This is a genomic window from Pseudomonas sp. HLG18 (assembly GCF_051903985.1).
GTDB classification, from domain to species: Bacteria; Pseudomonadota; Gammaproteobacteria; order Pseudomonadales; family Pseudomonadaceae; genus Aquipseudomonas; species Aquipseudomonas fluorescens_BT.
In genome coordinates this window covers 691,831-718,535 of sequence record NZ_CP195831.1, presented here as the reverse complement: position 1 = coordinate 718,535, position 26,705 = coordinate 691,831, and the positions used below count along the sequence as shown (strand labels likewise).

Genomic DNA, 26,705 nt, shown 5'->3' with positions numbered 1-26,705 from the left:
AGTGGCTTATTCAGGCAGTTCGACCAGGCCGTCGGCATCGGTCATGGCGCGCTCCAGCAGATCCGCCGGCAGGCTCTTGCTCGCTCGTGCGCCGAGCAATTTCAGCTGTTCACTGCGACTGACCAGGTTGCCGCGCCCCTCTGTCAGTTTGTTTCGTGCTGCGCTGTAGGCTTTATCCAGTTGCTGCAGACGATTGCCGACTTCGTCCAGATCCTGAATGAACAGCACGAACTTGTCGTACAGCCATCCGGCTCGCTCGGCGATTTCCCGGGCGTTCTGGCTCTGGCGTTCCTGTTTCCACAGGCTGTCGATGACCCGCAGGGTGGCGAGCAGCGTGGTCGGGCTGACGATCACGATGTTGCGGTCGAAGGCTTCCTGAAACAGCGCCGGCTCGGCTTGCAGCGCCGCGGAAAACGCCGCTTCGATGGGCACGAACAGCAAGACGAAATCGAGGCTGTGCAGCCCTTCAAGACGCTTGTAGTCCTTGCCTGCCAGGCCTTTGACGTGGCTGCGCAGCGACAGCACATGCTGCTTCATGGCGATCTGGCCGATGGCATCGTCGTCGGCCGCCACATATTGCTGATACGCCGTGAGGCTGACCTTGGAGTCGACCACCACCTGCTTGTCGCCCGGCAGATAAATGATCACATCCGGCTGAAAGCGCTCGCCGTCCGGGCCCTTGAGATTGACCTGTGTCTGGTACTCGCGGCCCTTCTCCAGCCCGGCATGCTCAAGCACGCGCTCGAGAATCAGTTCACCCCAGTTGCCCTGGGTTTTCTGGCCCTTCAGGGCGCGGGTCAGGTTGGTTGCCTCATCGCTCAGGCGCAGATTCAGTTGCTGCAAACGCTCCAGTTCCTTGGCCAGCGAAAAACGCTCGCGGGCTTCGGCCTGATAGCTTTCCTCGACGCGCTTTTCGAACGACTGGATGCGTTCTTTCAAAGGATCAAGCAACTGCCCGAGGCGCTGCTGGCTGGTTTCGGCGAAACGCTGTTCACGCTCGTCGAAGATCTTGCCCGCCAGTTCGGCGAACTGGGCGCGCAACTCGTCGCGGGAGCCTTGCAGGTCATCGAGACGTTGTTGATGGCTTTCCTGCTGCTCGCGCAATTCGGCATTCAGTGAAGCGGCCTGAGCGTCCAGACGTCGCAGCTCGGCTTCCTTGCTGGCGCGCTCGAGATTCCAGGCATGGGCGGCGTCACGGGCGTCGTCGCGCTCGATCTGCAAGAGTTCGACTTCCCGGCGCACGGCCGCGAGATCGGCTTGTTTGGAGGCATTGGCCTGGCCAAGGTCGGCGATTTCGTCGCGACAGGCTTCAAGCTGGGCATTGAGGCCGTCCTGGGCCATTTGCGCCATGGCCAGTCGCTCTTCGAGCAACGCAACTTCAGACTCGCCATGACTGGCCCGGCGCTGCAGTTGCCAGGCCAGCGCCAGCAGCGGCAAGGCCGCGCCTGCCAACCCGAGCAAGATGCTGGTCAAGTCCATCGCCATAGTCATTCCCGCCGATCCGATAAAGCCTGAAGGTTAACCAAGGCGTCAGGTCTTGGACAGCTCAGTCTTCGATCAGGCCGAGTTCCTGTTGCGCACGCCGGTCACCCGCACGGGCGGCCTGACGCAGCAGGTCCTGCCCGATGCGGCGATCCCGGGCATTGCCGCACTCACGACACATCAACTGTCCGAGACGGCTTTGCGCCACAATCACGCCTTCGCGGGCCGGTTGCTTGAGCAGTCGGCCGGCGAGGTGCTTGGCATTCTGGCTGTCGCTCAGGCGCGGGCTGTCGAGCAGCCATTCGGCCACACGTACGGAAAATCGCTTGGGGGCGGTAACACGAGGGGGTTGGGAAGTAACAGAATCTGGAGCTGAGCGAAACTTCATAAAGCACTGTGGGGCAGATCGGAAGGCGCGCCACTCTACTCTTTTTTTCGCACAGGTAAAGTCGAAAAAAATCCCGGCACGCCCGTGCTAGAGCAAGCGCTCGGGACAATCCACAGAAGCTGTGGATAACTCAGTGGACAACCCCTCTCGACACGCCGCAAAGCCTTGTGGAATGGGGCCCGCAGTCAAACTGACGATTTTTTCACCAGTAAAAAAAAGCGATGTTTTTCATTGACTTAAACTTTCGTTACAGGCAGCCATCGGGGTCAGGAACGATGTGACAGTGTGGTTACCGTCTGCGCAACTAATGTGCACAAGTACCTGTTACGCGGTTATATCGATGCGCTTTTTCGGGTCGTTCCGGCATTCTGATTGGGGATAAGCGGCTGCGATGCAACCACCTCGCCGCCCCCGCGAGACGACCGACGGTCGGGATGTGAGCCAAATCGGGGCGCGGCCGGTGCCGGAAGAACATCCCGCAGGTTCATTTTAGAAATGAGGTTTGCCTTCCTCGATGCGTTCCGTTAGTATCCGCGGCGTTAGTACCAAGCTGAAAGTCAATTCCGGTCGAACAAACCCCCACGGTCAGCCTTCCTTCACAGAAGCCTCTACCGATAAAAGCGGGTCCGACCCCTCGATGGTTTCCAGGTAAATCTTGCGACGACACAGCCTTTGAATCGAATACAAAGGGTGTTGCGAAGACCACTTACTCTGACCGAACCAACCTGCAAATTGATCAGGATCTTCACCCCGGGCCCAGAACCTCTGCCCTCGATGTGTTGCCTGTCCTCCTAAGTACCTACCTGCCAGCCCAAGCGCGCCAACTTTTCAGCGCTTCAAACTGGCTGCTTTGTTCCAGTCGGGTTCTTCGTTCGACCAATGGTGGTCTGCGTTACTGGAACGTTTTAACGTTGCACGGTTCTTATCCGTGTCATTTGTAGGAACACCTAATAACTATGTCTACTCAAATCCAGACTCAGGATGCCATTCGCACCCTAACCAACGCTTTTGCTCCAATGAACTGCCTGATCATGGCCGCTCGCAAAGGCTGCTTCAGCTTCACCGTGGTCAATGAACACGGGATCGCCCGCCACAGCGAGCGTCTGTACCCCGATCAGTACTCCAGCGCCGAACCGCTGCAGGCCGTGATCGATCGCACTCGTCAGGCATTGATCGCCTGAGAGGCCGAAGTGGCTGCAAAAGCAAAAGCCCCGCTTGAAACGCGGGGCTTTTTATTGCCCGATGTTTCTCTTTTTACCGCTCACGGTTAAGCACCAACCGATATAACGGTTATAACTGCTCGCCGGAAATATTTTAAAAACAGGCCTTTACGGCGCGAATATGACACTACACTTCAACTCAAGCGGCTTGATCCGCTTTCGGCGGGCCTGATTCGATTCACAGCTGCCAAGCTCCCCTTCAGGCCTCGCCGCCCAATAACAAGAACCGAGGGTTTTATGGGTATCGCTGCCAGCGAACTGTGCCGCTATGTGATCCGTCCAACGCTGATTTATCTGGGACGTCACTGCGCCACCGCCGAATCCCTGCTGCTGGGCATCGCCGCCAGTCAGTCCGCCCTGGGTTCCGCCCTGCATGACCGCCGTGGCCACGGCCTGTACCGGATTGCCGAGCATCGCCACCAGGCCCTCTGGGACCATTACCTGGCGCTCGATCCGGAGCGCGCCAGCCTGGTTCGCGGCCTGGCCAGCCAGCATGCCTTTCTCAGCAGTCCGCACCTCGAACTGACCGTCAACCTGCGTTACGCCACCGCCATCGCCTGGCTGCTGGTGGAAGAACAGACCCCCACCCTCCCCGACCCGGACGACCTGCTCGCAATGGCCCGCATCTGGCGCCAGACCTTTCAACCCCAGGGTCGTCTGCGTGACTTCACCTGTGCCTGGCAGACCTGTGTTTCACCGCTGAATCAGGTCGCGTGCTGACTCGTCAGTTTCGCAAGATCGTCCAACGGGTCGCGAATCTGGTCGGATTGTCCTACAAAACCGCTCTAACTCAGGCTTTAGGGACTATAGCGCTGGGACGAAAATGTTGGTAATTTCCGCCCCGGTGATCACCAGGAGTTCTAATAATGAAAAAAGTAATGCTCAAAACCACCATCAGCCTCGCCGTTTCCCTGGCATCCACGCAGATTTTCGCCGCTGGCTTTGCCATCAACGAGCACAGCATCAGCGGGATGGGGACTGGGTACGCCGGGCGATCTTCTTCTGCCGACGATGCAAGCACTGTTTATGGCAACCCTGCCGGCATGTCGCGTCTCACTCGCGAACAAGTCACCGGTGGTGTTGCATTCCTCGATGCCAAGACCGATATCAGCGACGCCAGCTCCAGCCCCAACGGCGGCAGCAACAAAGGCGACATGGTGCCCTTCACCTCAGTTCCTATGGGTTTCTACGTCAAGCCAATCGATGAGCATTGGGCATTCGGCCTGGGTGTGTACGTACCCTTCGGCCTGATTACCGACTATGAAAAAGGTTTCGCCGGCCGCTACTTCGGCAGCAAGTCCGAAGTACAGGTCATCACTTTCCAGCCAACCGTCAGCTACAAGTTCAACGATGTGGTATCGGTCGGTTTCGGTCCGACCATCAACCGTATCGACGGCACCCTGGAATCGAACCTGTCGATCACTCAGGCCCTGCCGGACGGCAAGGTCAAGATCAAGGGTGATGACACCGCGCTGGGCTACAACATCGGTGTGCTGGTACAAGCGACCGACACCACTCGACTGGGTCTGACCTACCATTCCAAGGTCGACTACAAGCTCGAAGGCAACACCAAGGTCAACTACGGCGCACTGGCCGCAGTCGGTCTGGGTGCCAGCCAGAAGTACGACGCTTCGCTGAAGATCACCACACCTGAATCCGTGGACTTCTCGGTTACCCAGGCGATCAACGATCGCTGGAACGTCTATGCCGGTACCACCTGGACCCGCTGGAGCCAGCTGGAAAAGATCACCGTCAAGAACTCCGGTGTCCAGCCGCTGCTGGCCGGCCAGTTTGGCGAAATCACCGAAGAGCAGAACTGGCATGACAGCTGGGCTTACGCCATCGGTACGTCCTACCAGTTGAACAAGGAATGGGTACTGCGTACCGGTCTGACCTTCGACCAGTCGCCGACCAACAACGTCGACCGTTCGCCGCGCATCCCTACCGGTGACCGGACCATCTTCAGCATCGGTGCCGGCTGGAGCCCGACTGACGACCTGACCATCGACGTCGCGTACTCGTACCTGAAGGAAGAGGCCGTCAAGGTCCACAACGAAAACAATCGTGGCCAGACCTACGATGCCAAGTATGAAAACTCGGCAAACGGCTTCGGTGTCGGCGCGACCTACCGCTTCTGATGCTGTACGGCGAGGCTAACCCCTCGCCCACTAAAAAGCCCCGCCCTCTCGACAGAGGCGGGGCTTTTTAGTGGGCGTCGATCAGGGTTTCAGGGGTTTTGAGGCGATGGCTTTCTCGATAGCCGCGAGAAACTCCGGATCATCCGGCTTGGTCAGGCTGGAAAAGTTGGCGATCACCTTGCCCTGGCGATCAACCACGTATTTGTAGAAATTCCACTTCGGTGCGCTGCTCTGTTTTGCCAGCACCTGGAACAAGTGAGTCGCATCGTCACCCCGCACCTTCTGCGGCTCGGTCATGGTGAACGTCACGCCGTAGTTGGCGTAGCAGACCTTGGCGGTCTCGGCGCTGTCCTTGGACTCCTGCTTGAAGTCATTGGAGGGCACGCCGAGCATTTCCAGCCCCTGGGACTTGTAGCGCTGATTGAGCGCTTCGAGCCCCTCGAACTGCGGGGCGAAACCACAGAAGCTGGCGGTGTTGATCACCACCAGCGGCTTGTCGGCGTAGCGCTGACACAGGTCGATGGATTCCTTGGCCCGCAACCTGGGCAACGAACCTTGCAACAGATCCGGACAATCCGCGGCCTGGGCCAGTCCGGTCAACGCCATCAGCAACACAGGAACAGCACACCAGCGCTTGAGCATGTCGGGCATCCTTGAGAGTCGTCAGAACCCGACGTTACTCGCCACCAAAGCCTACAGGCAAGCACCCATGCCCAACTGCATCAGTGCCAGGCCACCCTGGTGCCAGCCCCACCACACCAGCGTCAGCAAGGCGGCGCCCAGTGCAGTGATAGCGACTTGCGGCCAGATCCGCTTCATGCTGCGCTCGTACGGACCTGCAGACGCGCGACCGGGCGCTCGCGCACCGGCCAGTTCAGCGCGGCCGCCAACAGGCTCAAGAGAATCGCCACTTGCCAGATCAAGTCATAACTCCCGGTTCGGTCATACACCACCCCGCCCAGCCAGCCGCCCAGGAAAGAGCCGAGTTGATGGAACAGGAACACGATCCCCCCGAGCATGGACAGGTTTCGCACGCCAAACAGAGTCGCCACCGTGCCGTTGGTCAACGGCACCGTCGACAACCACAGGAAGCCCATGGCCATACCGAACAGATAAGCCGATGTGGTCGTCACCGGCAGCCACAGGAACAGCACGATCACCACCGCGCGCAGCAGGTACAGGCCGGTCAACAGTCGCGGCTTGGACATGCGCCCGCCGAGCCAGCCGGCGGTGTAGGTGCCGAAGATGTTGAACAGGCCGATCAACGCCAGCACCGTGGTGCCGACGGTGGCCGGCAGATGCTGGTCGACCAGATAGGCCGGCAGGTGCACGCCGATAAACACCACTTGAAAACCGCAGACGAAGAAACCGAACGCCAGCAGCCAGAACCCGGAATGCGAACAGGCTTCGCGCAGGGCTTCGGACAGGGTTTGCTCATGGCCGAGCACCGGCAGCGGTTTGTCCTTGAGCATGCTCACCAGCGGCACGATCAGCGCCACCAGCAGGCCCAGCACCAGCAACGCCGCCGACCAGCCGAGCCAGCCGATCAGCCCGAGGGTGCCCGGCAGCATGGCGAACTGACCAAAGGATCCGGCGGCGCTGGCAATGCCCATGCCCATGCTGCGTTTCTCCGGTGGCACGGCGCGGCCGACGACGCCGAGAATCACCGAGAACGAGGTCCCGGACAGCCCAATGCCGATCAGCAGGCCAGCGCTCAGGGACAAGCCCAAAGCGGTCTCCGAAAGCCCCATGAACACCAGGCCCAGGGCGTAGAGCACGCCGCCGATCAGTACCACTTTTGCCGCGCCGAAGCGGTCGGCCAGTGCGCCGGTGAAGGGTTGCGCCAGGCCCCAGATCAGGTTCTGCAAGGCGATGGCGAAGGCGAACACCTCACGGCCCCAACCGAACTGGGCACTCATCGGCGACAGGAACAGGCCGAAACCGTGCCGCACGCCCAATGACAACGCCAGAATCAGCGCACTCCCCAATAACACCCAACCGCACGTACGCCACATCGAACTCATTGTTATTCTCCAGTCGCGGGTATATACCCGCTTAGATTCGGAAAAAACCGGCCCTCAGGCCAGTTCATCCAATAGCCGCAGCAAGGTTTCACGCTTCTCGGCACCCAGTCGGTCGATCAACCGCTGCTGCGCCGCTTCCCAGGCCGGCAGGGCTGCTGCCAGGCGTTGCGCACCGGTTTCGGTGAGCCGGACAATGCGGTTGCGCATGTCTTCGCCCTCAGCCAGCGCCACCAGCCCTTCGCCTTCCAGTACCCGCAGATTGCGTCCGAGAGTGCTGCGATCCAGGCCCATCGCTTCGGCCAGCTCGGAGATGCTCGGCTGATCCAGCCGCTGCAGATTGCACAGCAGAGAATACTGGGCAACGTTGATCCCGAAGCCGTCGAGAGCGCCGTCGTAATGCCTGCTGACGCCACGAGCGGCGCGACGCAGGTTGATGCACAAACACTGAGAAGGAAGCATGATGCGTGTATATACCCGCGAGTCTGTCAAATCAAGTTACAGATCAAAACAAGGCCAGCCCGACCAGCACCGACATTTCCAATAATTCCAGCAGCGCACCGGCCGTATCGCCCGTGGTTCCGCCCAGGCGCCGCACCATCAAATGTCGCAGCCAGATGAACACGACGACCGCCAGCAGCAACGCCACGACAGCATTGAACCCGGCAATCACCACGCACACCGCCGCACTCACCGCCAGCACCTGCCAACCCGTCTTGCGCGGCAGATGATCGGCCAGCGCCTGACCCAACCCGCCGGCCCGCACATAAGTCGTGGTGAGGAACAGTCCGAGCAGCGCCGCTCGCCCGATCAGCGGCACGATGATCAATGCCATACCCTGCTGCTGTTCGATCAAGGCCAGCAACGCGGCAAACTTGAGCAACAACACCAGCACCAGCGTCACCACGGCAATCGGCCCGCTGCGCGGGTCCTTCATGATTGTCAGCGTACGCTCGCGATCACCGAAGCCGCCGAGCCACGCATCGGCGCTGTCCGCCAGGCCATCAAGGTGCAAAGCGCCGCTGAGCAGCACCCACACCGTCAGCAACAGCGCCGCATGCAACAGCAGTGGCGCGCCAGTCAACGCAATGTTCAGTGCCCAGAGAATCACCCCGAACAGCAAGCCCACCAGCGGATAAAACAGCAACGAGCGCCCGAGCTGTTCAGGCGCCGGCATGCCCGGCAGACGAATCGGCAGGCTGCTGAGAAATTGCAGGGCGATCCACAGGGGCAGCATGTCAGCACACTTCCCTGAGCGAACCGTCGGCCTCGACGATCAGCGAAAACAGCGCGCCGTGACCCACTTCGACATTCAGCAACTGCTCACGAGGCAAACCACGGGCCCGGGCCAGCAACAGACGCATCACGCCGCCATGGCTGATCAGCAACACCCGCTCCCCCGCGTGCGCCGCATGCAGTCGCATGACCGCCGCCAGCACCCGCGCAGAAAACTCGCTGACAGGCTCCCCCTGCGGCGGGGTAAACCCATACGGATCCGCCCAGAACAGCCCAAGCGCTTCGGCATCGGTTTCCATCAGCGCCGCCGCGCTCTGCCCTTCCCAGGCACCGAAATGCAGCTCTTGCAGATTCTTGTCCAGAGATACCGGCAGATCCCGCTGCGCGCTCAGCTCTTCAGCAAACCGCGCACAACGCTGCAACGGCGAACTGACCAGCCGATCCCACGGCCCCTGCCCGCTCACCGTCTCGCGCATCTGCGCCCAGCCTTTTTCAGTCAGCGCGTCGTCGAGGCTGCCGCGCAGGCCGCCGCCGAGTTCGGTTTCACCGTGGCGCAGCAGGTCCAGACGCAAGGTCATGCCGGACGATCCGCCACCGCGGCCTCGGCGAAGGTCGCCATCTGGCCGTGCAGATCACAGGCCAGACGCAACAACGGCACCGCCAGCGCAGCGCCGCTGCCCTCGCCCAGACGCAGGCCCAGTTCAAGAAGCGGCTCGGCACTCAGAGTTTCCAGCACATGACGATGGCCCGGCTCGGCGCCGCGATGACCGAACAGCAGCCACTCACGGCAAGCCGGATTCAGACGCACCGCCACCAGCGCAGCGACCGTGCAGATGAAGCCGTCCACCAGCACCGCCACACCTTCCTGAGCACAGGCCAGATACGCGCCGACCAAAGCCGCAATCTCGAAGCCGCCGAGATTGAACAGGGTCTGCAGCACATCCCCACGCTGCGCCGCGTGCAGCGCCAGCGCCCGCTCGATCACCAGCGCCTTGTGGCTGACGCCTTCGGCATTCAACCCGGTGCCGGGACCGGTCAGGTGTGCCACCGGACAATCGAGCAGCGCACAGGCCAGCGCACTGGCGGCCGTGGTGTTGCCGATGCCCATTTCGCCACCGATGAACAATTGCGCGCCCGCCGCCTTCGCGCGCAGCACACTGTCGCGGCCGCCCTGCAAGGCCAACTCGCCCTGAGCCGAAGTCATCGCCGCACCCTTGGCGAAATTCGCCGTGCCCTGGCCGATATTCAAGTGGCGCACGCCCGGCAGGTTCAGCGACGGGGTCACGGTGCCCAGATCCACCACTTCCAGTTGCGCACCGAGCTGCCGCGCCAGCACGCTGATCGCCGCGCCGCCGCTGACGAAATTCAGCAGCATCTGACCGGTGACTTCCTGCGGAAACGCGGAAACACCCTCGGCGACAACACCATGGTCGCCGGCAAAAATCGCGATCCAGACCTGATCGAGTTTCGGCTTGATCTGCCCCTGCAATCCGGCCAGTTGCACTGCTACAGATTCCAGTCGCCCGAGGGAGCCTGCGGGTTTGGTCAATTGCTGTTGACGGGCTGCCGCGCTTTCAACGGCGTCCGTATCCACCGGCTTGCACGGGTTCAGCCACCAGGCTTGAGTCATAACGCAGGTCCTTTAAGAGTCAGGGGCAGGCCGGCGACGGTCAGGACGACTCGCTGACAACGCTCGGCCAGAGCTTGATGCAGCCAACCGGCTTCATCGACGTAGCGGCGAGTCAATTCGCCCAGCGGCACGACACCCATTCCGGTCTCGTTGCTGACAAAAATGATTTCACCCGGCAGCGACGCCAGGCATTCAAGCAGGGCTTCGCGCTCGGCGGCGAGGCGTTCGGCGTCTTCGAGCATCAGCAGATTGGTCAGCCACAGCGTCAGGCAATCCACCAGCAGGCAACGCTCGGCACTGGCGTTCTCGCGCAGCACCCGGGCGAGCTTTAGCGGCTCCTCGATCAACGCCCATTCGGCGGGACGACGGGCACGGTGATGGGCGACGCGTTCATTCATCTCGCCATCCAGCGGCTGACTGGTGGCGATGTACGTCACGGCCAGCGCGCTGTCAGTGGCGAGCTTTTCGGCCAGGCGACTTTTGCCGGAGCGGGCGCCGCCGAGGATCAACTGGAGCATGGAGGCATCCTGAAAAAAATTCGTTGAGACAACTGACCTCTTCGCGGGCAAGCCCGCTCCCACAATGGATGTCGGCCGGACATGGCACTTGAGTACACCTCAACACCCTGTGGGAGCGGGCTTGCCCGCGAAGAGGCCATCACATCCGGCCTGGATACCACAGAGTTCACACAACAGCCCGGTATCCAGATGCTTCTCCACCAGATCCGCCAAACGCTCGATATCGCGTTCGCGCAGGCCGTGGTAATCCACCTCCTGCACATCGTTCAGACCGGCCCAGCGCAACAGCGCCGCACTGGCCGCCGGCGATTCGAACAGGCCATGCAGGTAGGTACCGAAAATCTGCCCGTCGAGACTTTGCGCGCCATCACAGCGGCCGTCATCCAGATGGACAGCAGCGTTTTCCAGCGCAGCCCCTGTCGTCACACCCGCATGAATTTCATAACCGCTGACCTCGGCATCTTCCAGCGCCAGACGCCCGCGCACATTGCGCAATTGCTTCTCGGCTTCGAGCTGCGTTTCAAACGCCAACAGCCCCAGACCGGTGCTGGAGCCCGGTGCGCCTTCCAGGCCGAGCGGATCATGCACTTGCTCGCCGAGCATTTGCAGACCGCCGCAGATCCCCAGCAGCTTGCCGCCATAGCGCAGATGACGGCGGATGGCGGTTTCCCAGCCATTGGCGCGCAAATACGCCAGGTCACTGCGCACGCTTTTCGATCCCGGCAGGATGATCAGATCGGCCGGCGGAATCGTTTGCCCCGGGCCGATGAATTGCAGGTCAACCTGCGGATGCAGTCGCAGGGGATCGAAATCGGTGTGATTGCTGATGCGCGGCAGCACCGGCACCACCACTTTCAAGACTTGCTCGGCCTTGTCGATCTGGCGCTGGTCGATGCCGTCCTCGGCTTCCAGATGCAGGTCCATCACGTACGGCAGCACGCCCACCACCGGTTTGCCGGTGCGCTGTTCCAGCCAGTCGAGGCCCGGTTGCAGCAAGGCGATATCGCCACGGAAGCGGTTGATGATGAAGCCCTTCACCCGTGCCTGTTCGCTCGGCGACAGCAGTTCCAGCGTGCCCACCAGATGGGCAAACACGCCGCCCCGATTGATGTCCGCGATCAACAGCACCGGGCAATCCACCGCTTCGGCGAAGCCCATGTTGGCGATGTCACCGGCGCGCAGATTGATCTCCGCCGGCGAGCCCGCGCCCTCGACCATCACCAGCGGATACGCAGCGCTCAAGCGCTCGTGAGAGGCCAGTACGGCCTGCATGGCGATGGCTTTGTAGTCGTGATAGGCGACGGCGTTCATGCTGGTGACCGCACGTCCATGAATGATGACCTGGGCACCGGTGTCGCTGTTGGGCTTGAGCAGCACTGGATTCATGTCGGTGTGTGGCTCGAGAAACGCCGCCTGCGCCTGCACCGCTTGCGCCCGGCCGATCTCGCCGCCGTCGGCGGTCACTGCGCTGTTGAGCGCCATGTTCTGCGGTTTGAACGGCACTACGGCAACGCCCTGACGGGTTGCCCAGCGGCACAGCGCCGTCACCAGCGTGCTTTTGCCGGCGTCGGAGGTGGTGCCTTGCACCATTAACGTAGTCATGCGGGTTTCTTGTCCATAGAGCGGTCCATGGCAAACGCTTGCAGGGCCTGCTCAAGACGCGCTTCATCGGCGACATTGGCGGGCAGACCGAAACGCAGGCTGCTGTTGTGCGTGAAGAGACGCAGGAGGATGCCGCGACGGGCCATGAATTCGTGCAGTGCGTGAGCATGCTCGGTGATCAGCCACTGAAACAGCGCACAGCCGCCCTGAGGCTTGAAGCCATAGCGTTCGAGCAGTGCAGCCAGCCGTTCGCTGGCTTCGTCACTGCGGATCCGCTGGCGGGTATGACCTTCGGTGTCTTGCAGGCAGGCCTGCCCCAATACCCGGGTCGGCCCGCTGACAGCCCAGGGTCCGACCTGCTCGGCCAGCAATCTGAGCAGCTTGCGCTCCGCCAGCACGAACCCGAGTCGAACACCGGCCAGACCGAAAAACTTGCCGAACGAACGCAGGACGATCAACCCCACCTGATGCGCATGCGGGGCAAGGCTTAACTGCGGCGTGTTGTCCATGAACGCTTCATCAACCACCAGCCAGCCGCCGCGCTGGGCCAGCCGTGCGTGCCAGTCGAGCAGGCGCGCCGGAGTCAGGCTCAGGCCGGTGGGATTGTTCGGGTTGACCACCACCAGCACGTCGAGGCCGTCGAGGAAGAAATCGACTTCCTGCTCCAACACTTCGCGGACGATGTAACCGCTGCGCCGCCAGGCTTCGCCATGCTCGGCATAACACGGCGACAGCACGCCAACCTTGCCGGCCCGGCGCAATCGCGGCAACAACTGGATGGCCATCTGCGAACCGGCCACCGGCAAAACCTGCGCGGCGCCGTAGTAGTCGCACGCGGCCTGCTCCAGACCGTCATCGGATTCCGGCAAGCGCGCCCAGGCCCGCAGCGGAATTTCCGGAACCGGAAACGGCCACGGCGCCAGACCGGTGGACAAGTCGAGCCAGTCTTCTTCCGCGATGCCGTATTCAAGCGCCGCCCTGCGCAGCCGGCCACCGTGCTCAAGCATAGAATTCAGCCCCCACGCAGAGAATCAGCAGCCATAACCATACCCCGCGCTGAACCAATTGCCAGCCGCGATCGATGGAATCGGCATCCGCCGGCGCACCCTCGCCCAGTTGCGCACGCTCGTGCAGCTCGCCGTGATAGATCGCCGGCCCGCCCAGCTCCACGCCCAGGGCACCTGCGCCGGCGGCCATCACCGGGCCGGCGTTCGGGCTGTCCCATTTCGGGCCTTGGGTGCGCCAGCATTTCAGCGCGAGTCGGGTTTTGCCGAGCAGCGCGTAGGTCAACGCCACAAGCCGTGCGGGAATGTAGTTGAGGACATCGTCGATTTTTGCCGCGGCCCAACCGAAACGCTCGAAGCGTTCGTTGCGATAACCCCACATCGCGTCGAGGGTGTTGCTCAGACGATAGAGCACCACGCCCGGAACACCGGCCACGACAAACCAGAAGATTGCAGCGAACACCGCATCGCTGCCGTTTTCCAGCACCGACTCGGTGGCGGCACGGGCGACAGCCGTGCTGTCCAGCTCACTGGTCTGACGGCTGACCAGGTAACCCACGCGCTTGCGCGCCTCTTCCAGGTCATCGCTGCGCAAAGCCTTGGCCACCGGCTCGACGTGCTCACCGAGACTGCGCATGCCGAGGGCGCAATACAGCGCGATGATCTCGACAACCCAGCCCACATAAGGCGCCCAGGACAATGCCGTGGCAATTAACGTCAATGGCAGCACCGCGATCACCCAAGCGGTGACACCATGGCTGCGCCACCCACGCCCGCCGGTGTTGAAACGTTGCTCGATGCGCCCGGCAAAATTGCCGAACGCCACCAGTGGATGCCAGCGCTTCGGTTCACCCAGCAGCGCATCCAGCGCGACCGCGGCGACACTCAACAACGCCACACTCATTGACTCACTCCCCAGAAATTTTCATACAGCAGCTCATTGAGCGGACGCGCCTGCGCCCACCCTTCGAGTACCAGCATCGGCGCCGGATAGAATTCCTTGACCGGCCCCAGGCAAAGCACTGCCAGCGGCTTGGCCCCGGCTGGCAGTTTCAGCAGATCGGCCAGCGCCTGCGGTTCGAACAGCGACACCCAGCCCATGCCCAGGCCTTCGGCACGCGCCGCCAGCCACAGGTTCTGGATCGCGCAGGACAATGAGGCCATGTCCATTTCCGGCAGCGTGCGACGACCGAAAATGTGTCGTTCACGATCGTCCATCAAGGCTGCGACCAGCACTTCTGCGCAGTCATTGATGCCTTCGACCTTGAGCTTCATGAACTCGTCGCTGCGCTCGCCCAGGGCTTGAGCGGTGCGCACGCGTTCTTCTTCAACCAGGTTCTGGATCTGGCCACGCAAAGCGCGGTCGCTGATGCGGATAAAGCGCCACGGCTGCATCAGGCCGACGCTCGGCGCCTGATGCGCGGCCTCCAGCAAACGACGCAACAATTCAGGCTCGACCGTGCCGCCGCTGAAGTGGCGCATGTCGCGGCGTTCGGCGATGGCGCGGTAGACCGCTTCGCGCTCGGTTTCAGTGAATGCGTTGTCGGTCATGGCACCAACAGTGCGGCAATCGCCGACGGATTCGATGGAAAGTAAAAATGCACGTACGAGGCGGTCATCCGCCCTTGCCGATACACCGCTTCGGCACCGCGCCCGCCGTTGGGGCTGTGGCCACGGGCGATTGGCGTCAGCTCGGTGGTGGTCAGGGAGTGGTGATAGGTGTGGCCGCGCAACAGGCCTTCCGGCAGGTCGACCTCTTGCAAGGCCAGAGCGGCGAGGCGCTTTTGCATCACGGCATCGCCACTCAACAGGCCGACCAAGTCAGCGCGGGTGCCTTCGACATCGGTCAGCGAGCCGAGCAGGTACAGCATGCCGCCACATTCGGCGAGCAGCGGTTTGCCAGCGGCGTGATGCGCGCGGATCGCGTTGAGCATGTCGGCGTTCTGCGACAAGGCAACGTGGTGCAATTCCGGGTAGCCGCCGGGCAGGTACAAGCTGTCGGCGTCGGGCAATTGCGCATCGCGGATCGGCGAGAAGAAACTCAACTCGGCGCCCATCGCCCGCAACAGATCGAGACTGGCACCGTAGGTGAACGCGAAGGCTTCGTCGCGGGCAACGGCAATTCGCACGCCTTCGAGCAACTTTTCAGTCTCAACGATTTCTGGCGCGGCGAATTCCACGGCCGGCGGCAGCGCTACCTCGCAGGTGCCGGCCAGCGCTTCGGCGGCGGCGTCGAGACGCACGTCGAGGTCATTGAGTTCGCTGGCCTGCACCAGACCGAGATGACGGCTTGGCAGTTCGATCCCGGTTTCACGGGACAGCGCGCCGTACCAGCGCAGGCCTTCGGTAAGGCTGCCTTCGAGCAATTGCGCATGGCGCACGGTGCCAACGCGGTTGGCCAGTACCCCGGCGAACGGCAGGTCCGGCTGATAACGCGCCAGGCCCAGGGCCAGTGCGCCGAACGTTTGGGCCATCGCGGTACCATCGATCACGCCGAGCACCGGCACGCCGAAATGCCGCGCCAGATCGGCGCTCGACGGCGTACCGTCAAACAAACCCATCACGCCTTCGATCAGGATCAGATCCGCTTCATCGGCGGCTTCCCACAACAGACGTCGACTTTCCTGCTCGCCGACCATCCACATGTCCAATTGATAGACCGGCGCACCGCTGGCGCGCTCGAGGATCATCGGATCGAGAAAGTCCGGACCGCACTTGAACACGCGAACCTTGCGCCCCTGATTGCGATGCAAACGGGCCAGCGCGGCGGTGACGGTGGTCTTGCCCTGACCGGAGGCCGGCGCGGCGATCAGTACCGCCGGGCAGTGACGTGGTTGATTCAAAGTTCGACGCCTTTCTGCGCTTTGATGCCGGCCTGGAAGGCGTGCTTGATCATGCCCATTTCGGTGACGGTGTCGCCCATCTCGATCATTTCCGGCTTGGCGGCGCGACCGGTGACGATCACGTGCTGCATCGGCGGGCGGGCCTGCAGATCGCTGAGCACCTGATCCAGATCGAGGTAACCGTGCTTGAGGGCGATGTTCAGTTCATCGAGCACCACCAGACCGATCGACGGATCACGCAGCAGCTCGCGGGACACTTCCCATGCAGCTTCGGCGGCGGCGATGTCACGCTGGCGGTCCTGGGTTTCCCAGGTGAATCCCTCACCCATCACATGGAAGCGCACCTGCTCCGGGAAGCGGCGAAAGAACAGTTCCTCACCGGTGCTGTTGCGGCCCTTGATGAACTGCACCACGCCGCACTGCATGCCGTGACCCATGGCGCGGGCGAGCATGCCGAACGCCGAGCTGCTTTTGCCTTTGCCATTACCGGTCAGCACCAGCACCAGGCCGCATTCGTCTGGCGAATTGGCGATGCGCTCGTCGATCACGGCTTTTTTACGCTGCATGCGCGCCAGGTGACGCTCGTCGCGTTCGGGGGAATCAGTCATGGGGAAGCTCTCCGTTGAGGCTGGATAACGGCGGGCAGGCACAAGAACAGACGGCAACAAGCCTGGCATCGCCCACCGTGATGCCGCTGGATGGATCAGGCCGGTCTCCGGGCTCATGAGCGGCTGGTGCCTGGCTGCGCGCCTTCCCGCTTTGCAGCAGTGGCATCGAACGCAGCTTTTACTCATTTACCGTTGCGGGGGCAGCGCCGGGATCGTGAGGGTTCATCACTTGAAGACCCGCCTCACCGGCTTCCCTGTTTCACTCTGTCGACATGCGCCACAGAGCACCTGAAACAAGCCGCGAAGGTTAGAGGGTTGGGGGTGGAGCGTCAATTGAAGAGGGGCTTGTGCGGCGAATAACTGCCGCCGATCAATTAACTGACGCCAATCTTGTGCCACACTGCCAGCAGTGATATCAAAGAGCCATGCTTTTTGACTGCAGAGAGCACATCACAATAACAAGGGAGAGCACCATGCAAGGCATGATCATCAGCAATCCGCGGCTGGAATTCCTGCGCCCGGTGCTGGAACGCTGGTTTGACTGTATCGACCGCTACAACACCGTGCGTGGCGACAACGACACGCCCTACTGGCACGACGAAAAAGCCAACCTCGGCCTGCTGTCCGCCGCCGCATGGATGGCCGAACTGGTCACCCTGCGTGACACCGCCACGCGCAAACAGAATGAGGAAGGCGAACGCAATGCCCGTGCCGACCTGTTCCTGGCCGGCGCCGAAGATCGCGCTTACATTCAGGCGACCCAACGCTGGCCGCGCGTCAACAACCTGAATCTGACTCAGGCCCTGGCCGATATCACCAGCGATGCCAAGCGCATCAGCTACGCCAGCGATCTCAAACTCGGCTGCCTGTTCGTCGCCCCACAGAAAGCCCAGCACAGCGCCAGCCCGGAAGAACTGCAGGACATGGTCGACGACCTGCAAAAGGAACACACCTGCGCCGTCGCCTGGTACTTCCCCTACGCCTACCGCAAATTGCGCAGCGAGGCCGGCAACTACCATCCCGGCATTGCCGTGCTGTTCAAGGAGGCGCGCGGCTGAGCGGTTGAACCATCGGGCTCGCGCACTTCTCTATGATTAGGAATGCATTCATAGGGAAGATCAGTAATGCGCAAGCCCCAGCTCGTTTTCGTCATCGCACTCGCCGGAGGGCTCACCGCCTGTGGTGAATCCTCCAGCCTGCAAGTCTCGGACGGCACCGGCCCATCCCCCAAACTGCCCGAACCGAATAAAACCCTGATTCCGACGGTGAACATCGCCCCGGCGATCGGCTGGCCGGCCGGTGCGAAACCAACCGCAGCCGCCGGCACCCAAGTGGCCGCATTCGCCGAAAACCTCGATCACCCGCGCTGGCTCTACGTATTGCCCAACGGTGATGTACTGGTGGCGGAAACCAATGCCCCGCCGAAACCGGACGACAGCAAGGGCATACGCGGCTGGGTGATGAAGAAAGTCATGGGCCGTGCGGGCGCAGGGGTTCCCAGCCCGAACCGCATTACCCTGCTGCGCGATGCCGACCACGACGGCGTGGCGGAAACGCGCACGGTGTTTCTGCAGAACCTGAACTCGCCGTTCGGCATGACACTGGTCGGCAATGACCTGTACGTCGCTGATACCGACCGTTTGTTACGCTTCCACTACGAACCCGGGGCAACGGAAATCAAGAGCCAGCCAATCAAGGTCGTGGACCTGCCGGGCGGCCCGCTCAACCATCACTGGACCAAGAACGTCATTGCCAGCAAGGACGGCAGCAAGCTCTACGTCACCGTCGGCTCGAACAGCAACGTCGGCGAAAACGGCCTGGATCAGGAAGAGGGCCGCGCGGCGATCTGGGAAGTGGACCGCGCCACCGGCAATCACCGGATCTTCGCTTCAGGCATTCGCAACCCCAACGGCCTCGCCTGGGAACCGAAAAGCGGCGCGCTGTGGACAGCGGTAAACGAGCGGGACGAGATCGGCAGCGATCTGGTGCCGGACTACATCACCTCGGTAAAGGACGGTGGTTTCTATGGCTGGCCGTTCAGCTATTACGGCCAGCACGTCGATGTCCGCGTCGAGCCACAAAACCTGGACCTGGTGGCCAAGGCCATCGCCCCGGATTACGCCGTCGGTCCGCATACCGCCTCACTGGGCCTGACCTTTGCCGAGGGCAACACGCTGCCGGCCCAATTCAAGGAAGGCGCGTTCATCGGTCAGCACGGCTCGTGGAACCGAAAGCCCCACAGTGGCTACAAGGTGATCTTCGTACCGTTTAGCGCCGGCAAGCCGAATGGAACACCTGTAGACGTACTGACAGGCTTCCTCGACAAGGATGAAAACGCCCTGGGACGCCCTGTTGGCGTGGTGATTGATCAACAAGGCGACTTACTGGTGGCAGACGACGTCGGGAACAAGGTCTGGCGAGTGTCGGCAGCCAAATAGCCCGACCCTGAAACAAAAAAACCTGTGAGAGCCGATGTGCTCCCACAGGTTTTTTTATTGCTTCGAATGACTAAGGGTTATGCGCCAGATGCTCCGGCTGCAGAACGCGCTTGGCACTCAGATAGGCCTTCTGCCAATAGGCCTTCGACAGGCTGTCCAGCTTCACGGTACCGCCGGTGGCTGGCGCATGAACGAAGCGCCCCTCCCCGACGTAAATCCCCGCATGACTGACCTGGGAGCCGCCATTGGTGGCGAAGAAGATCAGGTCGCCGGTCTGCAGCCCTTCCTTGCCGACATTCGGCGCCTGCATGACGATCATCTCGCGGGTAGAGCGCGGCAGGCTGATGCCGGCAGCATCGCGGTAGACGAAGCCAATCAGGCCGCTGCAATCAAAACCGGAATCCGGCGTGTTGCCGCCCCAGCGATAAGGCGTCCCAACCAGCCCGAGCGCACGGAACAGTACGTCTTCGGCAGCGGGAGAAAAAGCCTGGGAGGATCCGAACACAACCGGCGCGCGAACCACGGGGGCTGGCGGCGGAGTGCGACTGGCGCAAGCGCTGAGCAGCGCTGCGAAGAACATCAGGGCAAGGCGGGCCGTCATCGTCATAAGCAGAACATCCTGATCTGGCTGCGGCTTTTACTGCCGATTCGACAGAAAACAAAACCGCCTGCGGGGGAACGCAGGCGGTTTGCCATCAATATAGATCAGGATTCTAGCGGCTACGCGGCAAACTTCAAGTAAGACTTTAACTTCACCTTGTAAAGTTTAAGTCTATTGCCCCTGAAGGACCGCTTGTCGCCACGAGCGTGGCGACATAGGCGTGATTACTTGCGAGCGGTAACCACGGTTGGAGCGTTCGCCAAAGCACGTTTGGCTTCGATGAAGGACTTGCTCCAGTAGCTGTCACCCAGACTGTCGATACGGACACCGCCACTACGACGACTGCTGGAGTGGATGAACTGATTGTCGCCCAGATAGATCCCGGCGTGGCTTACACGACCGCGACGACCATTGGTGGCGAAGAACAGCAGATCGCCCGGCTCGAGGTTGCCGCGCGAAACCAGCGGGGCATCCACGTTGATCATTTCGCGAGTGGAGCGTGGCAGGTTCATGCCGGCTTCTTCGCGGAAGAGGTAGCCGATGAAACCGCTGCAATCGAACCCGGCTTCAGAGGTGCCGCCGAAACGGTAACGGGTACCGATCAGGGACATGCCGCGTTCAAGAATGCTGTCGGCCAGAACCGGAAGCTGGTAAGGCTTCTTGCCGTTGAAGTCGGCCAGTTCCTTTTCGGTGTCCAGTTCTTCCTGATAAATAACGGAAGACTGGGCGGTGGCAGAATTTTTAGCCTGCTGTTGCTGCTCTTGATTGACAGGTGAATGAGCAGCGCAACCGAACAACAGGGTGACGAGTGCGAGAGGCACGAGGGGTGCGAAGCGCTTTAGCATGGGCACGACCGTGGCTGATAGTTGTAAAGAAGCCGAGACTATGCCCGCTATCAGCCTCATTTGCAAATTCAATCGATCTTTTTGTGACTTCTCGGTTTCTCGTTTACATCTAAGCGCTTAAGCCTATTTGAATCGAGACGCGGCCTGCGCAATGCACAGGAAAGCGGATTTTCTGGCGCCTGAAATATGCCGAAACCAGCTGAGAGCCCCGGTTTTACCAGCCCAGGGTTTCTTTCAGGAAGGGAATGGTCAGCTTGCGTTGAGCCTGCAAAGAGGCCTGATCGAGCTGCTCGAGCAGGTCAAACAGCGCGCTCATGCTGCGGGTACCGCGAGTCAAAATAAAATGCCCGACTTCGTCGGTCAGGTGCAGACCGCGACGGGATGCGCGTAATTGCAGGGCGCGCAATTTGTCTTCATCGGAGAGAGGACGCATCTGGAAAATCAGCGCCAGGGTCAGGCGCGATTTCAAGTCCGCCAGTTTCACCGGTAATTCACGTGGCGAGGTGGAGGCGGCAATCAGCAACCTGCGACCGCTGTCACGCAGACGATTGAACAGGTGAAACATCGCCTCTTCCCAATCGGGCTTGCCGGCAATCACCTGCAGGTCATCCAGGCAGACCAGTTCGTACTGTTCGAGGTTGTCGAGAATTTCTATGCCGCGATCCATCAACTCGGCCAGCGGCAGGTACACCGCCGGTTCGCCCATCTGTTCGAAACGCAGGCACGCGGCCTGCAACAGATGCGTACGCCCCACCCCGTGTTTGCCCCACAGATAGATCAGGCTTTCGGTCCAGCCGGCGTCGGCTTCGCATAGACGCTCGACATAGCCGAGTGCAGCGGCATTGGCGCCTGGGTAGTAGTTGATGAAGGTGGCGTCGTCACGCAGACGCACACCTAGGGGCAGCTGAATCGGTTTCATGCTGACTGAACAGTTCCCAAGGAACCGTTAGTGGCCTCTGTGTAAAGTGTGCGAAGTTTATACCCGTGAAGCGGAGCGCACAATGCGACAGACCCCAAGCAAAATCAAAGGTTTGCGTTAACACGCTGGTTTTATGACAGTTTCTTTGGCGCACAGGCGTCAGCATTGCTTTGCACGAGACGGGCCAACCCGGCAATCCACCGGGCGGGCCCTCCCTCACGTTACAGCTTCGGATCATCCACTCCGCTGTACATGTCAGAGTCCTTGTACAAGTCATGAACGTGACGCACCAGCACCATGATCACCGCCGCCACAGGCAACGCCAGCAACACACCGGTAAAACCGAACAGCTCGCCGCCAGCCAGAATGGCAAAGATCACCGCCACCGGATGCAGGCCGATTCGATCACCGACCAGCAATGGCGTCAGCACCATACCCTCCAGGGCCTGCCCCACCATGAATACCGCGACAATCCCGATCATCGGGTACAGGTCGCCGCCGAACTGGAACAGCCCGGCAATCAGCGCCGCGCCGATCCCGATCACAAACCCCATATAAGGCACAATGGCCGCCAGCCCGGCGATCAGGCCGATCAACAGGCCCAGTTCCAGACCGACAATCATCAGGCCCGCCGCATAGATCACGCCCAGCGCCAGCATCACCAGCAACTGCCCCCGCACGAAAGCGCCAAGCACCTCGTGACATTCGCCCGCCAGCGCCACCACGCGCTCTTCACGATCACGCGGCAACAGGCTGCGGATCTTGGCCATCATCACGTCCCAGTCGCGCAGCAGATAGAAACTGACCACCGGGATCAACACCAGATTCGCCAGCCAGCCGATCAGGGCCAGACTGGAGGCTGTGGCCTGACTCAGCACCACGCCGACGATGTCGGTGGTCTGGCCCATGTGCTCGGTGATCGCAGCCTTGACCTTGTCGAACTTCCAGAAGCCATCCGCCAGCCCCAGCTTCGACTGCGCCCAAGGCAGCGCCGTGTGCTGCAGCCAGTCGAGCATCTGCGGTGCCAGCTCGTAAAGACGCAGCAGTTGCTTGGCGAGCATCGGCACCAGCACCAGCAACAACGTAGTGACGATCAGAGTGAACACGGCAAATACCGCGATCACGCCCCAGGTGCGGGATAGTCCGAGGCGCTCCAGACGGTCCACCAGCGGGTCGAACAGATACGCGAGCAACAGCGCCACCAGAAACGGCGTGAGGATCGGATGCAGCAACCAGACAAACGCGCAAAGCAGGAGCACCCCACCGAGCCAGAACCAACGCCGCGTATCGGCCATGTAACACTCCATTGCTTCTATATATGAAAGAAAAACCTACCAGCGGAATCGCAACGACGGCGCCGCAGGAACCGGCGCCGGTGCAACGACAGGCGCACCGCCTGGCACCGCAGGCTGCGGAGCCACCGGAGCCGGCGCCTCGGCCGGCATTTCCTGTAACTTCGCCAGCGACAACTGCGCCCGCAACTGATCGGCACTGCCGTTGACCCGATAGACGATACGATCGGCATCGACACTCTGCAGCCGCACACCAAAGGGTTCGAGCATCCGCAGCAACGTTGCGTAATGCTCCAGATTCATGCCCTGCACTTCCAGAGTCTGCTGCCCCGAGGCACCCGGTTTGGCGACAAAGCGAGGCGCCAGGCGCTCGGCGACCGCCAGCATCACAGCATCGGCAACAGCGGCCTGATCAGCCCCCTGCACGCTTCCCGCCTCTTTTTGATCCCCCAGCCACAAATGCCACTTGGCCTGCCACTGACCGCCTTCTTCACGGGCATGCACGGCGAGCAGTGCATCGGCGCTGTAACGTTCCGAGGCGGCATTCAGCGGCGCGGGGTCGGAACCTTCGAGCGTCGGAGCGGTTGCAACCAATTGCTCACTCAGGTCCGCCAGCGGCAAACGCAATGGCAAACCTCTGTGTTGGGCGGCACGTCGCAACGGCGCGGCACTGGCCTGACCATCACCCACAAGACTCGCCCCCTCAGCGGAGTCGTTCAGCCACCAGCCCAGGATCGACGGCCGACTGGCGCCCCACAGCGACAACCCGGCACGGCGCAGCGCCTGCTCGGTGGTAGCCGGGTCGAAATCGACCTTCAATACTTCCGGCGGCCCGGCATCGAAACCGAACTGACTGATGATCTGCTGCGGATCCTTGCGAATCGGCGCCAGCCCGGGGTTCTGCGGCGCCTTCGGGTCACCGGTCAGACGCAACACCAGCGTATCCAGTGCAGCCTGGGTAGCGCGATCACGCTCCTCGGGCGACTGGCCATTAACCGGCTCGCGAACCTGATAAAGACCTTTGAGGTTTTCGGCCTGGCTCGCCAGACTGAAGAGAGACAAGCAGCCCACAAACAGCAATTTACACAAACGCATGGAGAATTCCCGTCGACAAGAGCGGCTGGAACAGGCCGCGTGAACCGGATAGAGCAAGCCTGTGACCACAAGCCGTTGCAAAACATTCACACGCTGGCGGTAAGTTTTTGCACAGTCCTAACGATAGACGGTTCCTTATACAGGCACCCGTGATGTCACCCACAGCTTCAATTGCAAAATTTTTCGGCCGATATGGCCCTGCCCGTCGGCGCGAGGATGGCCGCTGCCCCTCAAGCCTGATAAAATCGCGCGCCTTCGCAGACCGGCAACAGCCGGGCACATCGAAATTCGCGTGAGGCAATCGCCCCCGTCGGTTTCGGCGTTCCCGCTGGACTCGGTCGTTACCCCTGAATCCCCTCCCCTAAAGGCCTGGATCATGAGCAAGCAACCCTCCCTGAGCTACAAGGACGCCGGTGTAGACATCGACGCCGGTGAAGCATTGGTCGAACGCATCAAGAGCGTCGCCAAGCGCACTGCGCGCCCGGAAGTCATGGGCGGACTGGGCGGTTTCGGCGCCCTCTGCGAAATCCCGGCCGGCTACAAACAGCCCGTACTGGTTTCCGGCACCGACGGCGTCGGCACCAAACTGCGTCTGGCACTGAACCTGAACAAGCACGACAGCATCGGCCAGGATCTGGTCGCCATGTGCGTCAACGACCTGGTGGTATGCGGTGCCGAGCCGCTGTTCTTCCTCGATTACTACGCCACCGGCAAGTTGAACGTCGACGTTGCCGCCACCGTCGTCACCGGTATCGGCGCAGGCTGCGAACTGGCTGGCTGCTCGCTGGTGGGCGGCGAAACCGCTGAAATGCCTGGCATGTACGAAGGCGAAGACTACGACCTGGCCGGCTTCTGCGTCGGCGTTGTAGAAAAAGCGGAAATCATCGACGGCTCGAAAGTCGCCACCGGTGACGCCCTGATCGCCCTGCCATCGTCCGGCCCGCACTCCAACGGCTACTCGCTGATCCGCAAGATCATCGAAGTCTCCGGCGCCGACATCGAAACCGTTCAGCTCGACGGCAAGCCGCTGACCGATCTGCTGATGGCCCCGACCCGCATCTACGTGAAGCCGCTGCTCAAGCTGATCAAGGACACCGGCGCCGTCAAGGCCATGGCCCACATCACCGGTGGCGGCCTGCTGGACAACATCCCGCGCGTTCTGCCAAAAGGCGCTCAAGCCGTGGTTGACGTGGCCAGCTGGACTCGCCCGGCCGTCTTCGACTGGCTGCAAGAGCAAGGCAACGTCGACGAAACCGAAATGCACCGCGTACTGAACTGCGGCGTGGGCATGGTCATCTGCGTGGCTCAGGAGCACGTTGAATCTGCACTGAGCAACCTGCGTGAAGCCGGCGAACAGCCTTGGGTCATCGGCCAGATCGGTGTCGCTGCCGAAGGCGCGGCCCAGGTCGAGCTGAAAAACCTCAAGGCTCACTAATGCCTAATACCTGTGATGTCGTGGTGCTGTTGTCCGGCACCGGCAGTAACTTGCAGGCCCTGATCGACAGCACGCGGACCGGCGACAGCCCGGTCCGCATCGCTGCGGTGATTTCCAACCGCGCCGACGCCTATGGCCTGCAACGCGCCAGTGACGCGGGTATCGCCACCCGCTCGCTGGATCACAAGGGTTTCGAAGGTCGCGAGGCCTTCGATGCCGCCCTGATCGAACTGATCGACGAATTCAATCCGAAACTCGTGGTACTGGCAGGCTTCATGCGCATTCTCAGCGCTGACTTCGTCCGTCACTACCAGGGTCGCCTGCTCAACATCCACCCCTCGCTGCTACCCAAATACAAAGGGTTACACACTCATCAGCGCGCGCTGGAAGCCGGCGACGCCGAACACGGCTGCTCCGTGCACTTCGTCACCGAGGAACTCGATGGCGGGCCACTGGTCGTACAGGCAGTAATACCGGTAGAGTTGCACGATTCGCCACAGAGTCTGGCGCAACGGGTTCATGTTCAGGAGCACCTGATCTACCCGATGGCCGTACGCTGGTTTGCCGAAGGACGGCTGGCCCTCGGCGAGCAAGGTGCTTTACTGGATGGCCAGTTACTCGGGGCCAGCGGTCACTTGATTCGAAACTAGGAGATTTTATGCGTCGCGCCCTGCTCTTCGCTTGCGCTCTGCTCACCCTGCCTTTCGCGCAGGCGGCAGACCTTCAACCGTTCTCCGCCAGCTACACCGCCGACTGGAAGCAGCTGCCCATGAGCGGAACCGCCGAACGCAGCCTGACCAAGGAAGCGAACGGCGTCTGGAAACTCAGCTTCAAGGCTTCGATGATGATCGCCAGCCTGACTGAAGAAAGCACCCTGACCCTGGACAAGGACACCCTGCTGCCACAGTCCTACCACTTCGAACGTGGTGGCCTGGGCAAGGCGAAAAAGGCTGATCTGGACTTCGACTGGAACAACAAGCTCGTCACCGGCACCGACCGTGGCGACGCGGTGAAAGTCCCGCTCAACCGCGGCATGGTCGACAAATCCACCTATCAATTGGCGCTGCAGCATGACGTGGCCGCCGGCAAGAAAAGCATGAGCTATCAGGTAGTCGATGATGGCGAAGTCGATACCTACGACTTCCGCGTGCTGGGTTCGGAGAAGGTCGAAACCAAAGCCGGCCAGATCGATGCGATCAAGGTCGAACGCGTGCGTGATCCGACACAAAGCAAGCGCACCACTGTCATGTGGTTCGCCAAGGATTGGGATTACCTGCTGGTTCGCCTGCAACAGGTCGAGACCGACGGCAAGGAGTACAACATCATGCTCCAGGACGGCACGGTCAACGGCAAGACAGTCAAAGGCAGCTGATTCAACAAAAAGCCCCGC

General features: G+C 61.4%; 29 protein-coding genes and 1 riboswitch. Of the genes, 8 read left to right on the top strand and 21 right to left on the bottom strand.

Going from position 1 to position 26,705, the window contains the following annotated elements; translation table 11 throughout:
- Positions 1 to 6: 6 nt before the first annotated feature.
- Together rmuC and ACSPX5_RS03415 are read right to left on the bottom strand one after the other, a co-directional pair.
- Positions 7 to 1,371: a DNA recombination protein RmuC gene (gene rmuC / locus ACSPX5_RS03420; RefSeq protein ID WP_169432607.1), complete on the bottom strand. Its 1,365-nt coding sequence runs from the start codon at positions 1,369 to 1,371 to the stop codon at positions 7 to 9.
- Positions 1,372 to 1,546: 175 nt separating this feature from the next.
- Positions 1,547 to 1,870: a sel1 repeat family protein gene (locus ACSPX5_RS03415; protein ID WP_207866236.1), complete on the bottom strand. Its 324-nt coding sequence runs from the start codon at positions 1,868 to 1,870 to the stop codon at positions 1,547 to 1,549.
- 956 nt (positions 1,871 to 2,826) lie between these two features.
- On the opposite strand from ACSPX5_RS03415, the gene ACSPX5_RS03410 reads away from it, so the two are divergent.
- The 3 genes from ACSPX5_RS03410 (at position 2,827) to ACSPX5_RS03400 (ending at position 5,228) form a co-directional block, all read left to right on the top strand.
- Complete coding sequence (locus ACSPX5_RS03410) at positions 2,827 to 3,051, top strand: hypothetical protein (protein WP_007950419.1); 225 nt, start codon at positions 2,827 to 2,829, stop codon at positions 3,049 to 3,051.
- 276 nt (positions 3,052 to 3,327) lie between these two features.
- A complete protein-coding gene (locus tag ACSPX5_RS03405) occupies positions 3,328 to 3,810 on the top strand; it encodes a hypothetical protein (RefSeq protein WP_085710598.1) in 483 nt (160 codons plus the stop codon).
- A 146-nt stretch (positions 3,811 to 3,956) separates the two neighbouring features.
- The gene (locus ACSPX5_RS03400; RefSeq protein WP_169429482.1) at positions 3,957 to 5,228 is read left to right on the top strand and encodes an OmpP1/FadL family transporter; all 1,272 of its coding nucleotides are present in this window, start codon (positions 3,957 to 3,959) and stop codon (positions 5,226 to 5,228) included.
- 81 nt (positions 5,229 to 5,309) lie between these two features.
- Here ACSPX5_RS03400 and ACSPX5_RS03395 read toward each other — a convergent pair whose 3' ends face one another.
- From ACSPX5_RS03395 to cobO, 14 genes are all read right to left on the bottom strand, one after another.
- Complete coding sequence (locus ACSPX5_RS03395; RefSeq protein ID WP_323162061.1) at positions 5,310 to 5,870, bottom strand: glutathione peroxidase; 561 nt, start codon at positions 5,868 to 5,870, stop codon at positions 5,310 to 5,312.
- A 51-nt stretch (positions 5,871 to 5,921) separates the two neighbouring features.
- Positions 5,922 to 6,047: a hypothetical protein gene (locus tag ACSPX5_RS03390; protein ID WP_439820951.1), complete on the bottom strand. Its 126-nt coding sequence runs from the start codon at positions 6,045 to 6,047 to the stop codon at positions 5,922 to 5,924.
- Positions 6,044 to 7,252: an MFS transporter gene (locus tag ACSPX5_RS03385; RefSeq protein WP_169429480.1), complete on the bottom strand. Its 1,209-nt coding sequence runs from the start codon at positions 7,250 to 7,252 to the stop codon at positions 6,044 to 6,046. Before ACSPX5_RS03385 ends, ACSPX5_RS03390 begins: the two co-directional genes overlap by 4 nt.
- 54 nt (positions 7,253 to 7,306) lie before the next feature.
- On the bottom strand, positions 7,307 to 7,711 hold the full coding sequence (locus ACSPX5_RS03380; protein ID WP_169429479.1) for a MarR family winged helix-turn-helix transcriptional regulator: 405 nt from the start codon (positions 7,709 to 7,711) through the stop codon (positions 7,307 to 7,309).
- Positions 7,712 to 7,754: 43 nt separating this feature from the next.
- Positions 7,755 to 8,486, bottom strand: coding sequence for an adenosylcobinamide-GDP ribazoletransferase (locus ACSPX5_RS03375; protein ID WP_439820950.1), 732 nt, complete (start codon positions 8,484 to 8,486; stop codon positions 7,755 to 7,757).
- Position 8,487: 1 nt separating this feature from the next.
- The gene (cobC, locus tag ACSPX5_RS03370) at positions 8,488 to 9,063 is read right to left on the bottom strand and encodes an alpha-ribazole phosphatase family protein (protein WP_439820949.1); all 576 of its coding nucleotides are present in this window, start codon (positions 9,061 to 9,063) and stop codon (positions 8,488 to 8,490) included.
- Positions 9,060 to 10,115 carry a nicotinate-nucleotide--dimethylbenzimidazole phosphoribosyltransferase gene (gene cobT, locus ACSPX5_RS03365; RefSeq protein WP_439820948.1) on the bottom strand — a complete coding sequence of 352 codons (1,056 nt, stop codon included), beginning with the start codon at positions 10,113 to 10,115 and terminating at the stop codon, positions 9,060 to 9,062. Before cobT ends, cobC begins: the two co-directional genes overlap by 4 nt.
- Positions 10,112 to 10,633, bottom strand: a complete 522-nt coding sequence (cobU, locus tag ACSPX5_RS03360) for a bifunctional adenosylcobinamide kinase/adenosylcobinamide-phosphate guanylyltransferase (protein WP_439820947.1) — start codon at positions 10,631 to 10,633, stop codon at positions 10,112 to 10,114. Before cobU ends, cobT begins: the two co-directional genes overlap by 4 nt.
- A gap of 99 nt (positions 10,634 to 10,732) precedes the next feature.
- The gene (locus tag ACSPX5_RS03355) at positions 10,733 to 12,235 is read right to left on the bottom strand and encodes a cobyric acid synthase (RefSeq protein ID WP_323162066.1); all 1,503 of its coding nucleotides are present in this window, start codon (positions 12,233 to 12,235) and stop codon (positions 10,733 to 10,735) included.
- Positions 12,232 to 13,242 carry a threonine-phosphate decarboxylase CobD gene (cobD, locus tag ACSPX5_RS03350; protein WP_207866246.1) on the bottom strand — a complete coding sequence of 337 codons (1,011 nt, stop codon included), beginning with the start codon at positions 13,240 to 13,242 and terminating at the stop codon, positions 12,232 to 12,234. The genes ACSPX5_RS03355 and cobD overlap by 4 nt, the downstream gene beginning before the upstream one ends.
- Positions 13,235 to 14,143 (bottom strand): adenosylcobinamide-phosphate synthase CbiB, encoded by a 909-nt coding sequence (cbiB, locus tag ACSPX5_RS03345; RefSeq protein ID WP_439820946.1) that lies wholly within the window; start codon positions 14,141 to 14,143, stop codon positions 13,235 to 13,237. The genes cobD and cbiB overlap by 8 nt, the downstream gene beginning before the upstream one ends.
- Positions 14,140 to 14,790 (bottom strand): 5,6-dimethylbenzimidazole synthase, encoded by a 651-nt coding sequence (bluB, locus tag ACSPX5_RS03340; protein ID WP_439820945.1) that lies wholly within the window; start codon positions 14,788 to 14,790, stop codon positions 14,140 to 14,142. The genes cbiB and bluB overlap by 4 nt, the downstream gene beginning before the upstream one ends.
- Positions 14,787 to 16,082 (bottom strand): cobyrinate a,c-diamide synthase, encoded by a 1,296-nt coding sequence (locus ACSPX5_RS03335; protein WP_439820944.1) that lies wholly within the window; start codon positions 16,080 to 16,082, stop codon positions 14,787 to 14,789. The genes bluB and ACSPX5_RS03335 overlap by 4 nt, the downstream gene beginning before the upstream one ends.
- Positions 16,079 to 16,690: a cob(I)yrinic acid a,c-diamide adenosyltransferase gene (gene cobO, locus ACSPX5_RS03330; RefSeq protein ID WP_007950401.1), complete on the bottom strand. Its 612-nt coding sequence runs from the start codon at positions 16,688 to 16,690 to the stop codon at positions 16,079 to 16,081. The genes ACSPX5_RS03335 and cobO overlap by 4 nt, the downstream gene beginning before the upstream one ends.
- An 81-nt stretch (positions 16,691 to 16,771) precedes the next feature.
- A riboswitch (cobalamin riboswitch) is annotated at positions 16,772 to 16,997 on the bottom strand.
- Between the two features lie 166 nt (positions 16,998 to 17,163).
- Between cobO and ACSPX5_RS03325 the strand changes: the two genes are divergently transcribed.
- Both ACSPX5_RS03325 and ACSPX5_RS03320 read left to right on the top strand, forming a co-directional pair.
- Positions 17,164 to 17,748: a hypothetical protein gene (locus ACSPX5_RS03325; RefSeq protein ID WP_169429469.1), complete on the top strand. Its 585-nt coding sequence runs from the start codon at positions 17,164 to 17,166 to the stop codon at positions 17,746 to 17,748.
- A 66-nt stretch (positions 17,749 to 17,814) separates the two neighbouring features.
- Positions 17,815 to 19,128: a PQQ-dependent sugar dehydrogenase gene (locus tag ACSPX5_RS03320; protein ID WP_323162071.1), complete on the top strand. Its 1,314-nt coding sequence runs from the start codon at positions 17,815 to 17,817 to the stop codon at positions 19,126 to 19,128.
- A 70-nt stretch (positions 19,129 to 19,198) separates the two neighbouring features.
- On the opposite strand, the gene ACSPX5_RS03315 is transcribed toward ACSPX5_RS03320, so the two are convergent.
- The 5 genes from ACSPX5_RS03315 to ACSPX5_RS03295 all read right to left on the bottom strand — a co-directional run bounded on the left by ACSPX5_RS03315 (position 19,199) and on the right by ACSPX5_RS03295 (position 23,880).
- The gene (locus ACSPX5_RS03315) at positions 19,199 to 19,735 is read right to left on the bottom strand and encodes a C40 family peptidase (protein WP_169429467.1); all 537 of its coding nucleotides are present in this window, start codon (positions 19,733 to 19,735) and stop codon (positions 19,199 to 19,201) included.
- Between the two features lie 218 nt (positions 19,736 to 19,953).
- The gene (locus ACSPX5_RS03310; RefSeq protein ID WP_169429466.1) at positions 19,954 to 20,574 is read right to left on the bottom strand and encodes a C40 family peptidase; all 621 of its coding nucleotides are present in this window, start codon (positions 20,572 to 20,574) and stop codon (positions 19,954 to 19,956) included.
- Positions 20,575 to 20,788: 214 nt separating this feature from the next.
- Positions 20,789 to 21,493, bottom strand: coding sequence for a DnaA regulatory inactivator Hda (gene hda / locus ACSPX5_RS03305; protein ID WP_025111852.1), 705 nt, complete (start codon positions 21,491 to 21,493; stop codon positions 20,789 to 20,791).
- Between the two features lie 221 nt (positions 21,494 to 21,714).
- Positions 21,715 to 22,788 carry an AI-2E family transporter gene (locus ACSPX5_RS03300; protein ID WP_169429464.1) on the bottom strand — a complete coding sequence of 358 codons (1,074 nt, stop codon included), beginning with the start codon at positions 22,786 to 22,788 and terminating at the stop codon, positions 21,715 to 21,717.
- A gap of 36 nt (positions 22,789 to 22,824) precedes the next feature.
- Positions 22,825 to 23,880, bottom strand: a complete 1,056-nt coding sequence (locus ACSPX5_RS03295) for a DUF2066 domain-containing protein (RefSeq protein ID WP_439820943.1) — start codon at positions 23,878 to 23,880, stop codon at positions 22,825 to 22,827.
- A gap of 376 nt (positions 23,881 to 24,256) precedes the next feature.
- Between ACSPX5_RS03295 and purM the strand changes: the two genes are divergently transcribed.
- From purM to ACSPX5_RS03280, 3 genes are read left to right on the top strand one after another with little or no spacing between them, the layout of a single operon-like run.
- The gene (gene purM / locus ACSPX5_RS03290; protein WP_169429462.1) at positions 24,257 to 25,315 is read left to right on the top strand and encodes a phosphoribosylformylglycinamidine cyclo-ligase; all 1,059 of its coding nucleotides are present in this window, start codon (positions 24,257 to 24,259) and stop codon (positions 25,313 to 25,315) included.
- Entirely contained in the window at positions 25,315 to 25,965 is a 651-nt protein-coding gene (gene purN / locus ACSPX5_RS03285; protein ID WP_439820942.1) for a phosphoribosylglycinamide formyltransferase, read from the top strand. The genes purM and purN overlap by 1 nt, the downstream gene beginning before the upstream one ends.
- An 8-nt stretch (positions 25,966 to 25,973) precedes the next feature.
- Positions 25,974 to 26,687 carry a DUF3108 domain-containing protein gene (locus ACSPX5_RS03280; RefSeq protein ID WP_169429460.1) on the top strand — a complete coding sequence of 238 codons (714 nt, stop codon included), beginning with the start codon at positions 25,974 to 25,976 and terminating at the stop codon, positions 26,685 to 26,687.
- Positions 26,688 to 26,705: the final 18 nt, after the last annotated feature.

What these genes read in the sequence shown, in the direction of transcription:
- ACSPX5_RS03415 (WP_207866236.1), bottom strand. Translation starts at nt 1,870, where the DNA reads ATGAAGTTTCGCTCAGCTCCAGATTCTGTTACTTCCCAACCCCCTCGT.
- ACSPX5_RS03410 (WP_007950419.1), top strand. Translation starts at nt 2,827, where the DNA reads ATGTCTACTCAAATCCAGACTCAGGATGCCATTCGCACCCTAACCAAC.
- ACSPX5_RS03405 (WP_085710598.1), top strand. Translation starts at nt 3,328, where the DNA reads ATGGGTATCGCTGCCAGCGAACTGTGCCGCTATGTGATCCGTCCAACG.
- ACSPX5_RS03400 (WP_169429482.1), top strand. Translation starts at nt 3,957, where the DNA reads ATGAAAAAAGTAATGCTCAAAACCACCATCAGCCTCGCCGTTTCCCTG.
- ACSPX5_RS03395 (WP_323162061.1), bottom strand. Translation starts at nt 5,870, where the DNA reads ATGCTCAAGCGCTGGTGTGCTGTTCCTGTGTTGCTGATGGCGTTGACC.
- ACSPX5_RS03390 (WP_439820951.1), bottom strand. Translation starts at nt 6,047, where the DNA reads ATGAAGCGGATCTGGCCGCAAGTCGCTATCACTGCACTGGGCGCCGCC.
- ACSPX5_RS03385 (WP_169429480.1), bottom strand. Translation starts at nt 7,252, where the DNA reads ATGAGTTCGATGTGGCGTACGTGCGGTTGGGTGTTATTGGGGAGTGCG.
- ACSPX5_RS03380 (WP_169429479.1), bottom strand. Translation starts at nt 7,711, where the DNA reads ATGCTTCCTTCTCAGTGTTTGTGCATCAACCTGCGTCGCGCCGCTCGT.
- ACSPX5_RS03375 (WP_439820950.1), bottom strand. Translation starts at nt 8,486, where the DNA reads ATGCTGCCCCTGTGGATCGCCCTGCAATTTCTCAGCAGCCTGCCGATT.
- cobC (WP_439820949.1), bottom strand. Translation starts at nt 9,063, where the DNA reads ATGACCTTGCGTCTGGACCTGCTGCGCCACGGTGAAACCGAACTCGGC.
- cobT (WP_439820948.1), bottom strand. Translation starts at nt 10,115, where the DNA reads ATGACTCAAGCCTGGTGGCTGAACCCGTGCAAGCCGGTGGATACGGAC.
- cobU (WP_439820947.1), bottom strand. Translation starts at nt 10,633, where the DNA reads ATGCTCCAGTTGATCCTCGGCGGCGCCCGCTCCGGCAAAAGTCGCCTG.
- ACSPX5_RS03355 (WP_323162066.1), bottom strand. Translation starts at nt 12,235, where the DNA reads ATGACTACGTTAATGGTGCAAGGCACCACCTCCGACGCCGGCAAAAGC.
- cobD (WP_207866246.1), bottom strand. Translation starts at nt 13,242, where the DNA reads ATGCTTGAGCACGGTGGCCGGCTGCGCAGGGCGGCGCTTGAATACGGC.
- cbiB (WP_439820946.1), bottom strand. Translation starts at nt 14,143, where the DNA reads ATGAGTGTGGCGTTGTTGAGTGTCGCCGCGGTCGCGCTGGATGCGCTG.
- bluB (WP_439820945.1), bottom strand. Translation starts at nt 14,790, where the DNA reads ATGACCGACAACGCATTCACTGAAACCGAGCGCGAAGCGGTCTACCGC.
- cobO (WP_007950401.1), bottom strand. Translation starts at nt 16,690, where the DNA reads ATGACTGATTCCCCCGAACGCGACGAGCGTCACCTGGCGCGCATGCAG.
- ACSPX5_RS03325 (WP_169429469.1), top strand. Translation starts at nt 17,164, where the DNA reads ATGCAAGGCATGATCATCAGCAATCCGCGGCTGGAATTCCTGCGCCCG.
- ACSPX5_RS03320 (WP_323162071.1), top strand. Translation starts at nt 17,815, where the DNA reads ATGCGCAAGCCCCAGCTCGTTTTCGTCATCGCACTCGCCGGAGGGCTC.
- ACSPX5_RS03315 (WP_169429467.1), bottom strand. Translation starts at nt 19,735, where the DNA reads ATGACGATGACGGCCCGCCTTGCCCTGATGTTCTTCGCAGCGCTGCTC.
- ACSPX5_RS03310 (WP_169429466.1), bottom strand. Translation starts at nt 20,574, where the DNA reads ATGCTAAAGCGCTTCGCACCCCTCGTGCCTCTCGCACTCGTCACCCTG.
- hda (WP_025111852.1), bottom strand. Translation starts at nt 21,493, where the DNA reads ATGAAACCGATTCAGCTGCCCCTAGGTGTGCGTCTGCGTGACGACGCC.
- ACSPX5_RS03300 (WP_169429464.1), bottom strand. Translation starts at nt 22,788, where the DNA reads ATGGCCGATACGCGGCGTTGGTTCTGGCTCGGTGGGGTGCTCCTGCTT.
- ACSPX5_RS03295 (WP_439820943.1), bottom strand. Translation starts at nt 23,880, where the DNA reads ATGCGTTTGTGTAAATTGCTGTTTGTGGGCTGCTTGTCTCTCTTCAGT.
- purM (WP_169429462.1), top strand. Translation starts at nt 24,257, where the DNA reads ATGAGCAAGCAACCCTCCCTGAGCTACAAGGACGCCGGTGTAGACATC.
- purN (WP_439820942.1), top strand. Translation starts at nt 25,315, where the DNA reads ATGCCTAATACCTGTGATGTCGTGGTGCTGTTGTCCGGCACCGGCAGT.
- ACSPX5_RS03280 (WP_169429460.1), top strand. Translation starts at nt 25,974, where the DNA reads ATGCGTCGCGCCCTGCTCTTCGCTTGCGCTCTGCTCACCCTGCCTTTC.